Below are 12,441 nucleotides of genomic sequence, written 5' to 3' on the forward strand. Positions count from 1 at the left end.
GTGGTTCGCGCATCACGGATTCAGGACGCCGAAACTATGTCCGAAGGAACCAGTACTTGCCCGATCATCAGCCGGCGAGCAGATCGACTCATCACGGCTTTCGATACCGTCCAAACACCGTCTTGCTCTATAGCTTCGGCGCCAACGGCAAGACTTCCTGATGGGTGGCCAAAATGAATCTGTCTGCCAATCGAATCTGGATTCAGTCGATTCAACACGGTTCCTGGAATGATAGAGGCGACCGCGATCGCCACTGCTCCAGTGCCTGTCATGGCATGATGCAGCTTGCCCATGGAGAAGATCCGCGCGTTCAGATCTAAAGTAGATGGATCAATTTGTTTGCCGTTTACCGCTGTATAGGCAGATGGTTCCGAGACAAAGGAAAGCTTTGGTGTATGCGGGCGTTTCAAGGTCGCTTCTGCAGCAGTCGCAGCAAGCCCCATTCGGACTGCTGCATGAGCTCGAATTGCTTCGGCCTTTGCCAGCAATTCGGGGTCACCGTTTACATCTTTCTGCAGCTCGTTTCCTTGCAATCCCAACACACTCGCCCGAATGAAAATCGCAGGGTTACCTGCGTTGATCATGGTCATTTCTACATCGCCGACTCCCGGAACTGAGAGGATATCGATAGGGTTGCCCGTTGGGAACATGCGGCCTCCCTCTTCGTCTTCGCCCGCGCCTGGATCAAGGAATTCGATTTTGATTTCTGCAGAAGGGAACGTTACGCCGTCCAGCTCGAAGTCACCTTCCTCAACGACCTGCCCATCTCTCATTGGCACGTGGGCAATGATTTTTGAGTTGATGTTGGCCTGCCAAATTTTAACTACAGCTATGCCGTCGGTAGGTGCATCCACCAAGCCTTCCGCAATCGCAAATAAGCCGACGGCGGAAGTGAGGTTTCCGCAGTTGCCTGACCAATCGATGACAGGCTGATCAATCGCAACTTGGCCAAATCGGTAATCGACATCGCAATCCGCCCGGTCGGAGCGATTGATCAGCACCACTTTGCTCGTGCTCGAGGTAGCGCCACCCATGCCATCAATTTGTTGACCATAAGGATCTGGACTGCCAATGACCCTTAACAGGATGCGGTCGCGCTCGATGACATCAGAGGGAAGCCAATCAGTTCGAAAGAAAACGCCTTTGCTGGTGCCGCCTCGCATAAATACGGCTGGATAGGCTACTTGTGGCATTGGGAAGCTCCGGTTGGGTCGTGAAATCCTATATTGCGTTTTTATGTTATAAAACACAATAATTCCGCCATTTCGATTGTCGGATGAATTTGCGCTTTTCACCACAGCGCTGCCCCACCGTGTATATTTGCTACTCCCAATGCCTTTAGATCAGCCAAGCCAACAGACATGACTCAGGATTTGACCAACAGTCAGCGCAAGGCGCTGCGGGAAATCATCAATTACGTCCGTAGAGAGCGGTTGCCCGTAGGTACCCACTTGCCGGAATGGACGCTTGCTAAGCTAATTGGTACCTCGCGCTCACCGATCAAGGTGGCTCTCGAGTGCCTGGTGACAGCCGGTTTGATGCGGTATGACAAAAATCGGGGTTTCCACATCCACGGCGACGTCGACAGCCTGACTCCGGAGGTTCTATCTCATTTAACTGAGACAGATGATCCGCTTTATTTGAAGCTCGCCAATGCGAGATTCCACGGTACTGTGCCGGAGTCGGTCACCGAGGCAGATTTAACCCGTGAATTGGGTGCTTCACGGAGTGAAATCGGTAAAGTTCTCGCACGCGCGCAGAGCGAAGGATGGGTGGAAAAAGAGGTTGGTTATGGGTGGCGCTTTTTGCCGATGATTGATTCTTTGGAAGCGTATGAAGACATGTACTCGCTACGTCTGGCCATTGAACCGGCGGGCATTCTGAGCTCTAAATTCAAGCCTGACATGGATCAATTGCATGCCCTGCGAAAGGAGCAGCAGGCGATCCTGGACGGTGGTTATATGACCATGAGCGCCATCGAGCGGTTTGAATCCAATGCAAAATTTCATGAAACGATTGCCGAATGGTCGGGCAACCGATTCGCTTTACAGACCTTGCGACGTCTTGATCAGGTTCGTCGATTGGCTGAATATCGGCAGACCAAGCATGACCTTCCGCGCCAGGCGCTAGCACAGGAACATTTATCGATTCTTGAAGCTATCGAGAAGGGCGACAATCTGGGGGCTGCGAGCTTCATGCGCCAGCACATTGAAGGCGCTTGGCGTAAAAAAGCTGTCTCTGCCGTCTTCGATCGAGAGCCAACCTAACACCTACTGAAACTGAAGCTCAGCACCATCTCATCAAAGCTCAGAGGCCGCCTTTCGCGGCCTTTTTTTTTCGCCTTTCGTCCTTCATTGCGTTTATGCGTTGACAAAATCAATATTCCAGTTCTACTCTAATTGTGTTTCTTAATAAAAATAAACAATTAGAGCCTGAGAGAAGCCTGATGACCGACTCAACCTTTCCTGCGATTAAGCGTCTGCAAACCTTTAAGACGTCCGATGGGCGAGTGCACCGTTACCATTCTCTGCCTGCTTTAAAGGCAGAAGGGTATCCGCAGTTGGGTCGCTTACCTGTAGTGATACGGATACTGTTGGAGTCTGTGCTGCGCAATTGTGACGACACCAAGGTTTTGGCTTCTCATGTTGACGACCTGGCCTCATGGCAGCCGCAGGAAGCCCGTGAGCGTGAGATTCCGTTTGTGGTGGGCCGTGTATTACTTCAAGACTTCACCGGTATTCCTTTACTGACCGACCTGGCTGCTATGCGCAGTCAGGCGAAAAAACGTGGCGCGAATCCCAAGGCTATTGAGCCATTGGTGCCAGTTCATTTGGTGGTGGATCACTCGGTGCAAACCGAGTTTTCCAATGTTCCCAATGCGCTACGTCAGAACATGGAGGTTGAATTCAAGCGCAACAGAGAGCGCTATGAGCTGATGAAGTGGGGCATGCAGGCATTTGAGACTTTCAAAGTTATTCCGCCGGGCATAGGTATTTGCCATCAAATCAACCTTGAATATTTGGCTCAGGGCGTAATTGAAAATAATGGCGTGGTCTATCCGGACACCCTTGTAGGAACAGACAGCCACACCACCATGATTAATGGTATCGGCGTGCTCGGTTGGGGTGTTGGTGGCATCGAGGCTGAAGCGGGCATGCTCGGTCAGCCGGTATACATGCTGATGCCCGACGTGATCGGTGTCGAACTCAAAGGCGCGTTGCGTGCAGGCGTTACCGCAACCGACGCAGTTCTGCAGATCACTCAAACGCTGCGTGCGGCGAAAGTGGTCGGTAAATTAGTCGAATTTTTTGGTGAGGGTGCTAGCTCCCTCAGCGCAACTGACCGCGCGACAATAGCAAACATGGCGCCAGAATATGGTGCCACCAGCGGTTTCTTTCCGGTTGACGAAAAAACGCTCGATTACTACGCGCAAACGGGACGTAGTGCTCAGCAGGTTGAGCTGATCCGAAAATACTTTGAGGTACAAGATCTGTTCGGCTCCCCTGCACCGGGCAGTATTGACTACTCCTCCGTCATTACAGTTGATCTTGATCGCATCGTTCCGAGTGTTTCAGGCCCTAAACGTCCGCAGGATCGGGTCGACCTTGTGGCACTTGGCCGCCGATTCGATGAGGTGATGCTGCAGGATGCCAAAAGTGGCGGCTACGCAAAAACGTCAACGCAACTTGAGGAACACCATACCGTTCATGCGTTGCCAGCTGGTGCCCCTGGCCCTGCTCAAACCTACGAAGTGGGTCATGGTCACGTCTTGGTTGCGGCGATTACGTCTTGCACAAATACCTCGAACCCTGAGCTGCTGATCGCAGCTGGTCTGTTGGCTCAAAAGGCGGTTCAAAAGGGTCTCGTTGCCAAACCGTGGGTCAAGACGCTCTTTACGCCAGGTTCCCGAGTGGTGACGGCATACCTTCAAGATGCAGGGTTGATAGAGCCACTGAGTCAGCTGGGATTCGATATTGCGGCATATGGCTGTGGTGCGTGTGTAGGTAACATTGGCCCACTTGATTCTGCGCTGGAAAAAGTCGTCATTGGCCAGGATCTGGTATGCAGCGCTGTGTTATCAGGTAACCGTAATTTCGAAGCTCGAATTCATGGGAATTTGCGCGCTAACTTTCTCGCCAGTCCGCCGCTTGTTGTCGCGTTTGCCTTGGCAGGAACCACACGTTGTGATTTGACCACTGAGCCTCTAGGCCACGACTCTAATGGACAGCCGATCCTGCTTGCCGATATCTGGCCTACCAACGACGAAATCAAAGCGTTGAGCGTCAAAGCGGCCAATGCAGAGCTCTACAAGAGTCTCTATGCAGACCTGACGCGTGACCACGATTTATGGAATGCCATCAAGACCACGGAAGGTGAGGTGTACGATTGGCCAGAGTCCACCTACGCAGCGGAACCTGATTTTTTCGACACTGAGCAAGCCGCTCGCCCGATCATTGCCGCCCGCGCGTTAGCAATTTTGGGTGACTCCATCACCACTGATCACATCAGCCCAGCAGGTTCTATTGCTGCTGATTCCAGTGCTGGTCAATGGCTTACCGAGCATGGCGTAGATCCGAAGGACTTCAACACTTATGGTGCTCGTCGTGGGCATTTCGAAGTGATGGTGCGCGGAACATTTGCCAACGTCCGATTGAAGAATCTGATGCTACCGACACGTGCTGACGGATCCGCTGATGAAGGCCCCTATACCGTGTTGCAACCGACGGGGGAAAGAGCGTCTTTGTTTGATGCCTCCCGGACGTATTTGGCAAACGAAACACCTGTCCTCATTTTCGCCGGTGAAGAATACGGTACGGGTTCGAGTCGTGATTGGGCTGCGAAAGGCACGCGACTTCTAGGTGTACGAGCTGTGATTGCGAAAAGCTTCGAGCGTATACACCGCAGTAATTTGGCAGGCTTGGGTGTTTTGCCTTTGCAATTCAAAAATGGAGAGGATGCGGCTTCGCTTAGGCTAAATGGCACAGAGTCTTTCGACATATTGGGCGTGGAGTCTGGCGTCCAGCCAACCCAGGACGTGACCCTGCGAATCCATCGAAAGGATGGCAGTCAGCAGGATGTCACTCTGTTAGCGCGCATCGATACGGCTATCGAAGCTACCTACTTCGCTAATGGCGGCATTCTCCCTTACGTATTGTCGAGCCTGCTGGAGCCTTCCTCTAACGATCAAGAGCGCGAGAGTCGCGCGATCAACGCTCCTGTAAATGAAGCAGGTGGTATGCATCTTCACCAGTAACCACTAGGCGTTAAAAAGCATTGGGCCAAGTTCACTTTGGCGATCCTAGAACACTCAACCGTTGAATCAAGGAGCATCTCTTGATTGAGCTTTTGAATACACCTGGTATCTGGCTAGCGATTCTACAAATCATCGCGATAGATATTCTGCTGGGCGGTGACAACGCAGTAGTCATCGCGTTGGCATGTCGGAAATTGCCGGAGGCACAGCGCAATCGCGCCATTTTGGGCGGCGCAATGGGTGCAATTTTGCTGCGGATTGCGATGATATTTTTCGCCTTGCAGCTTCTTGAATTGCCCTACCTTAAACTTGTTGGCGCAGCTCTATTGTTGTGGGTCGGCGTCAAATTGCTCATTCCAGAACAAGAGGATGCCCACGACAATTTGACCGCAAGCCCTCAGCTTTTCGGCGCGATCAAAACAATCATTGTCGCCGATGCGGTGATGAGTTTGGACAACGTCGTTGCCGTGGCAGGTGCCTCTGGTGGCAGCCTTGAGTTGGTTATTTTCGGCATCGTAATAAGCATCCCAATCATTATTTGGGGCAGCAAACTTGTGTTGCATTTCATGGATCGGTTCCCTGTAGTGATAACGCTAGGTGCAGCTTTGCTCGGATGGATTGCGGGCAGCATGGCTGTCACTGATATCAGCCTACCCGCACTTCCAGAATGGTCGCGCTATGTTGCCGGCTTGGCTGGCGTGCTGATGATTTTGGTTGTTGGGAAAATCATCGCGCGTGTTCGAGAAGCTACGCCCCAGCAAATACCAAATTGCGAGAGGAACGAATGAATATGTCTTTCGATATGTCGGATGTTAAAAACACCCTGTCGCCCTTGGGCCATCTTCGCGTAGCAATAAACCTGGGCAATCCAGTGCTGGCACAGAGAGATGGCGAAGGTGAGTTGAAAGGCGTCTCCGTCGATTTAGCCAGAGCGTTCGCATCTGAGTTGGACGTGCCCGCAAAGCTTTATGCATATGATGCAGCGGGTAAGGTGTTTGAAGCACTTGAGGTGGGTGAATGGGATCTTGCTTTCCTTGCCATCGAACCTTTCAGGGCCGAAAAAATTGCCTTTTCAAAACCCTACGTCATCATCGAAGGAACCTATTTAGTCAAAACCGACAGTGGGTTTCAGGGAGTAGCTGATCTAGATAAATCCGGCGTCACTATTGGCGTTGGAAAAGGTGCTGCTTACGACCTTTATCTGTCCCGCACCTTGAGCAATGCCACACTCGTTCGCGCTCCTACCTCTGCTGGCGCCGTTGATATTTTTCTTGCCGAACGTCTTGATGCAGCTGCCGGTGTGAGGCAACCACTTGAGCAATTCGCCCTTCAGAATGACGAAGTGCGAGTACTGCCCGATAGCTTCACGCAAATCCGGCAAGCCATGGCAATCCCTATTGAAAGAACGCATGCAGCGGCATATGTGCAGGATTTTATTCAGCGCCACATAGGGAGTGGATTTGTTGCCGAGTCGTTATCGAAAAGCGGCCAAGGAGAAGTGCACGTACCACCTCATTGATAGCTTTTGGCCAAGTAAAATATCCTCAAGTAAATGATTGTAAAAATGCGTTCTGTTATTAAAGCAGGGGTCACTCCCTGGACGAAATTCAACCGGCACCAACAAAAACAATAGTATCGGGAGAAACAGCATGTTCAATCCAATCCGTCGTTACAGTCGCTCTATGACGCTTCTTGCAGCCATTGCTGCTGCAACGCTCACAACCTCCGCTATGGCCTTGGATACCGTGAAATTCATGGCCCCAGGTTCAGTTGGGGGCGGGTACGACCAGACAGGTCGGATCTTGGGTAAAGCCTTAATAGAATCCAGCGCGGCAAAGTCCATTACATTCGAAAATAAGGGTGGGGCCGGGGGCACTTTGGGGCTTGCGCAATTTGCCAACAGCACCAAAGGTGATCCAAATGCACTGCTCGTGGTCGGTGCGATCATGGTCACTGCGGAAGAGCAGAATAAGCCTCAGATCACCATGAAAGATGTGACACCCATCGCCCGTTTGTTCACGGAGTACAACGTCTTCGCAGTTCGTGCGGAGTCGCCTTACAAAACCCTCGAAGACTTGTTGAAGGACTTCAAAGCAAATCCATCCAACATCAAATGGGGTGGTGGCTCCAAGGGGTCGATTGACCACATAGGCATCGCTGAGTTGGCAGGCAAAATGGACATTCCGATCAACAAAGTGAATTACGTTGCCTACGCAGGTGGCGGCGAAGTCGTTGCCGCGACGTTAGGTGGTCACATCACGGTGATCACTGGCGGCTACGCGGAACTCGCCAAATACGTTCAGTCCAAGCAGTTCCGTCTGCTCGCCGTTGGTGCTCCAGAGCGCGTGGCCGGTATCGATGCTCCAACGTTAAAAGAAAAAGGCTACGACGTGATCATCGGTAACTGGCGTGGGGTATATGGCGCGGCGAACCTGAGTCCAGAGCAGCGTAAAGAAGTCACCGACGCAGTTTTAACCTCGGTTGATAGCAGCGTCTGGCAAGACAATGTCAAAGCGAATGCATGGACACCTAGCGTCCTGACTGGCGATGAGTTCGGCAAGTTTGTCGATGATGAACATACTCGTCTTCGTGCCATGTTGGTTACTGTTGGGCTGCTTTGATATGGCCTGGTCAAGACAAGTATCGCCGGCTCAGCTGGCAATCGGAGCAGGTCTAATTGCAATCTGTTTGATATTGGCCGTGGGTGCCTTTCGATTTCCTCCAGAGCGAGGCTTTGTCATCCTGGGCGCTTATGTCTACCCCTATGCCGTTTCGTTGTTTCTTGGAATCGTTGGATTACTGCTTTGTCGCCAGGCGGCTTTTGGTGGCTTTCAAGAGCTGCCCGGCGGTAGCGATAAAACAAGACAAGCGCTGTCAGGCGGCAAAGCTGGTACGGCTTGGGTGACCGGAGGATTGGTATCGATCGCCTTGCTCATCAACATCATCGGATTTGTATTGACTGCTGCTCTTCTTTTCGTTTGTTCTGCTCGGGGATTTGGTAGCGGACGTCCGGTTCGAGATCTCGCTATCGGAATCGCTCTAACGCTGCCGATTTATTGGCTTTTCAATGCTGGGCTAGGGGTTTCCCTTCCGCCCCTAATCAACGCCTGGATTTGACTTAGGCAGAAGGAGATTATGAGGTGGAAATTCTCTTAAGCTTGGCATCAGGCTTTGCATCCGCGTTTGATCCAATCAACTTGGTGTGGGGCTTTATTGGCTGCCTACTCGGTACTGCCATCGGAGTGCTGCCAGGTATCGGCCCTGCATTGACGGTGGCATTACTGCTACCAATCACAGCGAAGGTCGACCCTACGGGTGCCTTAATCATGTTTGGGGGTATCTACTACGGCGCTCAATTCGGAGGATCTACTACTTCGATTCTGCTCAATACGCCGGGCGAGTCATCCTCCATGGTTACGGCGTTGGAAGGCAATCTCATGGCCCGCAATGGACGCGCGGGCCCTGCGTTGGCGACGGCGGCGATAGGGTCTTTTGTCGCTGGCACAATCGCAACGTTACTGCTGACCCTTTTTGCGCCAATAGTTGCGACACTGGCGCTGAAATTTGGCCCCGCCGAGTATTTTGCGATTCTGGTGTTGTCCTTCACCACTGTATCAGCGGTGCTAGGTGCCTCAATGTTGCGAGGATTCGCATCACTAGGTATTGGACTGACCATCGGGTTAATCGGGTTGGATTCCACTTCGGGGATTGCGCGATACACCATGGGTGTCCCAGAGATGGTCGATGGCATTGAAGTGGTGCTGGTGGCTGTTGGTTTGTTTGCTGTGGGAGAGGCGTTATACAGTCTTCTTTATCAAAAAGAGGAGGACGCTGGCCGGCATCGTATGACGTCGTTATGGATGACTCGTTCTGACTGGAAGCGATCTATTCCTGCCTGGATTCGAGGAACCATGATCGGCTTTCCTTTTGGTTCCATCCCTGCCGGCGGTGCTGAGATTCCAACTTTTCTCTCATACTCTGCAGAAAGGAAACTGAGCAAGTACCCCGAAGAATTTGCAGCCAGTAAAGGCAAGGGGGCAATCGAAGGGGTCGCAGGCCCTGAAGCCGCAAACAATGCGAGCGCTACTGGTTCCCTGGTTCCATTGCTGACGCTAGGCATTCCTACCTCGGCTACGGCGGCGATTTTGTTGGCAGCTTTTCAGAATTACAACTTACAGCCGGGCCCAATGCTATTTCAGACCTCGGGAGACCTGGTCTGGACGCTCATCGCCTCTCTGTATATTGGTAACCTGATACTGCTCGTTTTGAACCTTCCTCTGGTCGGCCTGTGGGTGAAATTGCTACAGATCCCTCGTCCATACCTGAATGCTGGAATCCTTGTCTTTGCCACCATCGGTGTGTATGGCATGCGCCACTCTTCATTCGATCTGATGCTGATGTTATTGATCGGCTGGATTGGGGTGTTGATGCGACGGTTCGACTTTCCTATAGCGCCTGTCATCGTAGGAATGCTTCTGGGCCCAATGGCGGAAAAACAACTTCGGAATGCACTGTCTATCAGTCAGGGGGATTGGACGATATTTATCACACAGCCGATTTCTGCAGCTGTTCTCGTGCTTACGCTATTTGTACTGCTCGTTCCTTACGTGCTTCATTCTCGAGGAATCAGGCTACAGGAAGACGATTAAGCACAAGTTTGAGGCTGCCGAAAGGCGGCCTGCTTTTACAGAACGCAGCCGACTATTGTCTGGGAACTCCCTCATGCCATGAGGGCTGTTAATAAAGTCTTGGCTGACCAAGTGATCTTGGTTTGAGTACAAAAAGGGCCCTTCGTGGGCCCTTTTTTGAGCGCCACTGTTTCTTCAACCGATGCATTTCAGGATTACTCGAACAGCGATTTACATAACCGAAGGTAACGTTCAGCAAATACAAATGCGAATACATATCAAATGCTGGCGATGTGGTATACCATGCGCCGCGATTTGTTGGCACGTATGCCATTCCATTTGGCTATTTTCTCAAGGTTTTCTCGATGCGTCGTACTCTGGTTTCGATCTGTGTGCTTCAGGCGATTTCCGTTTCCTCCTGGGCGGAGCAAGCGGCAACCGATAAATCCATTTTGGAGTTGCAAGCGACCGACATCGTCGGCACATCCGACTTTGAAACTGCCCTAGGGCCAGTGGACGGCTATCGCGCAACCCGTTCAGCCAGTGCGACCCGCACCGATACGTCGATCCATGAAACGCCGCAGTCAATCAGCGTGGTGAGCAAGGATGTCGTCGAGGACATCAGTGCCACTCGATTGCAGGATGCGCTCGATTATGCCGGGGGGGTGGGGCGAGCCAACAACTTTGGCGGCCAAGGCCTGACCACGTTCACGGTGCGAGGGTTTACCACAGGCGAGTTTTATCGCAACGGCTACCCGATCAACCGTGGCTATCCGAACATGCCGGATGCGAACACCATCGAGCGGCTCGAAGTGCTGCGTGGGCCAGCGACCATGCTGTATGGCCGAGGCGATCCGGGAGGCACCTTTAATGTCATCTCCAAGCAACCTCTGGCCGTGCCTACGGTCACGCTGGGCAGCCAACTCGACGACCAGGGTATGCAACGAGGCACCCTGGATGCTTCCGGCCCGCTTGATGAAGAAGGGCGCCTGGCCTATCGCCTGAACGTCGTGGGTGAGGGCGGTGATACTTTCCGCGATCATGTCGAAACCGAACGCTACGGCGTAACGCCGGTACTAGCCTGGCAGGCTAACGAAGACACCAAGGTGATTTTCGAAGGCGACTTCATGCGCAACAATCACCCGCTCGATCGCGGCGTGACGCGCTATCCGAATCAGATTGGCACCGCGTCCCGCGATACCTTCTTCGGCGAAAAAGACGTTGGCAAATTGCACAACGACAACAACATGGCGCAGCTGCGGTTCGAGCATGTGCTGAGCGATAACTGGACGTTGGGCGGTGGTTTCCAATGGCTCGATGGCACCCTTCAAGGCAATGCCGTTGAGGCCAACGGTGTCGCAGCCGACGGACGCACCCTGGGTCGTAACTTCAACTACCGCAAGCTGGAGTGGACGGATAAGGACACCCAGCTCAACCTGACCGGACATTTCACTGCAGGCGGTTTTGATCACACCCTGCTGACCGGCGTCGAGTACGAGGATTACGATTACAAGTCGATCATCCAGCGCTCCAGCGGCGCAGTGACTTCCTACCCGATCGATATCTTCGACCCGGTGTATGGCCAGCCGCGTCCAGCCTTGACCCGTACCCCGACCAACGACAAGGAAAACCTCAAGACCTACGCCGCTTTCGTCCAAGATCAGGTGGTCTTGACCGAGCGTTTGAAACTCTTGGCCGGCGCGCGTTTCGAGCGCTTCGAGCATGACTACGAAACCTTTGTGCCAGGCAGTAGAAGCTGGGAGGCCAGCGACAATGCCGTGACACCGCGTGTAGGGTTGACCTATGACCTGACCGACACCGTGGCGCTCTACGCCAATACGGCTCGCTCGTTCAAACCCAATACCGGTGCCAGTCGCCAGGGCGGAGGGTTTGACCCGGAAAAGGGCAAGTCGTATGAGCTCGGCGTCAAGTGGGATGCACTGGACAATCAGTTGAGTGTCGAGGCGGCGATCTACCAGATTGAAAAGCGCAATGTGCTCACCACCGATCCTGTGGACTCGACCTTCAGCGTGGCAGCAGGCGAGGTGCGCAGCCGAGGTTTCGACCTGAACATCGCCGGCAACCTGACCCCGCAATGGCGAGTGATTGGCGGCTACGCTTATGTCGATGCCCAAGTGACCAAGGACAACGTCATCCAGTCCGGCACTCGTCTAATGAACATCCCGCAAAACAGCTTCAGTCTGCTCAACGTTTACGAGTTTCAGGATGACGCACTCAAGGGATTGGGTCTAGGGACGGGCCTCAAGTACGTCGATGAGCGTGCGGGTCAGACGGCCAACACGGCGTTTTCGATGGGCAGCTACACCGTTGTCGATCTACTGAGCTACTACAAGGTCAACGACAAAATCAGGCTTAATCTAGATGTGAAAAATCTGACTGACGAAGACTATGAGGAAGGGGCATTTGGCAACGTTTACGCCTATCCAGGGGCGCCGAGAACCGTGCAGGTCGGTATTTCATATACGTTGTAATTCGCTTGTGTGGGGAGTATTTCATGTTGTGAAAACTCAACGCGGCTCCGCAACTGTCGAGTCCTGG

At 52.8% G+C, this 12,441-nt stretch carries 9 protein-coding genes; 8 read left to right on the forward strand and 1 reads right to left on the reverse strand.

Annotation, left to right across the window (positions count from 1 at the left end):
* Positions 1 to 20: 20 nt before the first annotated feature.
* Entirely contained in the window at positions 21 to 1,193 is a 1,173-nt protein-coding gene (gene prpF, locus PSJE_RS00570; RefSeq protein WP_090455815.1) for a 2-methylaconitate cis-trans isomerase PrpF, read from the reverse strand.
* A 168-nt stretch (positions 1,194 to 1,361) separates the two neighbouring features.
* Between prpF and PSJE_RS00575 the strand changes: the two genes are divergently transcribed.
* The 8 genes from PSJE_RS00575 (at position 1,362) to PSJE_RS00610 (ending at position 12,374) form a co-directional block, all read left to right on the forward strand.
* The gene (locus tag PSJE_RS00575) at positions 1,362 to 2,267 is read left to right on the forward strand and encodes a GntR family transcriptional regulator (protein WP_090455813.1); all 906 of its coding nucleotides are present in this window, start codon (positions 1,362 to 1,364) and stop codon (positions 2,265 to 2,267) included.
* 179 nt (positions 2,268 to 2,446) lie between these two features.
* Entirely contained in the window at positions 2,447 to 5,254 is a 2,808-nt protein-coding gene (gene acnA / locus PSJE_RS00580; protein WP_090455811.1) for an aconitate hydratase AcnA, read from the forward strand.
* Positions 5,255 to 5,334: 80 nt separating this feature from the next.
* Positions 5,335 to 6,042 carry a TerC family protein gene (locus PSJE_RS00585; RefSeq protein WP_090455809.1) on the forward strand — a complete coding sequence of 236 codons (708 nt, stop codon included), beginning with the start codon at positions 5,335 to 5,337 and terminating at the stop codon, positions 6,040 to 6,042.
* A 2-nt stretch (positions 6,043 to 6,044) separates the two neighbouring features.
* Complete coding sequence (locus PSJE_RS00590) at positions 6,045 to 6,773, forward strand: ABC transporter substrate-binding protein (protein WP_090455807.1); 729 nt, start codon at positions 6,045 to 6,047, stop codon at positions 6,771 to 6,773.
* Positions 6,774 to 6,903: 130 nt separating this feature from the next.
* Positions 6,904 to 7,875 (forward strand): tripartite tricarboxylate transporter substrate binding protein, encoded by a 972-nt coding sequence (locus PSJE_RS00595; RefSeq protein WP_090455805.1) that lies wholly within the window; start codon positions 6,904 to 6,906, stop codon positions 7,873 to 7,875.
* 1 nt (position 7,876) lies between these two features.
* On the forward strand, positions 7,877 to 8,371 hold the full coding sequence (locus PSJE_RS00600) for a tripartite tricarboxylate transporter TctB family protein (RefSeq protein ID WP_090455803.1): 495 nt from the start codon (positions 7,877 to 7,879) through the stop codon (positions 8,369 to 8,371).
* 23 nt (positions 8,372 to 8,394) lie between these two features.
* Positions 8,395 to 9,903 carry a tripartite tricarboxylate transporter permease gene (locus PSJE_RS00605; RefSeq protein WP_090455801.1) on the forward strand — a complete coding sequence of 503 codons (1,509 nt, stop codon included), beginning with the start codon at positions 8,395 to 8,397 and terminating at the stop codon, positions 9,901 to 9,903.
* Positions 9,904 to 10,247: 344 nt separating this feature from the next.
* Positions 10,248 to 12,374, forward strand: coding sequence for a TonB-dependent siderophore receptor (locus PSJE_RS00610; RefSeq protein ID WP_090455799.1), 2,127 nt, complete (start codon positions 10,248 to 10,250; stop codon positions 12,372 to 12,374).
* Positions 12,375 to 12,441: the final 67 nt, after the last annotated feature.

The organism is Pseudomonas jessenii, assembly GCF_002236115.1.
GTDB classification, from domain to species: Bacteria; Pseudomonadota; Gammaproteobacteria; order Pseudomonadales; family Pseudomonadaceae; genus Aquipseudomonas; species Aquipseudomonas jessenii.

Excerpts from the sequence above, each read along its gene's own strand:
- acnA (WP_090455811.1), top strand. The coding sequence starts at position 2,447 with ATGACCGACTCAACCTTTCCTGCGATTAAGCGTCTGCAAACCTTTAAG.
- prpF (WP_090455815.1), bottom strand. The coding sequence starts at position 1,193 with ATGCCACAAGTAGCCTATCCAGCCGTATTTATGCGAGGCGGCACCAGC.
- PSJE_RS00575 (WP_090455813.1), top strand. The coding sequence starts at position 1,362 with ATGACTCAGGATTTGACCAACAGTCAGCGCAAGGCGCTGCGGGAAATC.
- PSJE_RS00590 (WP_090455807.1), top strand. The coding sequence starts at position 6,045 with ATGTCTTTCGATATGTCGGATGTTAAAAACACCCTGTCGCCCTTGGGC.
- PSJE_RS00595 (WP_090455805.1), top strand. The coding sequence starts at position 6,904 with ATGTTCAATCCAATCCGTCGTTACAGTCGCTCTATGACGCTTCTTGCA.
- PSJE_RS00610 (WP_090455799.1), top strand. The coding sequence starts at position 10,248 with ATGCGTCGTACTCTGGTTTCGATCTGTGTGCTTCAGGCGATTTCCGTT.
- PSJE_RS00600 (WP_090455803.1), top strand. The coding sequence starts at position 7,877 with ATGGCCTGGTCAAGACAAGTATCGCCGGCTCAGCTGGCAATCGGAGCA.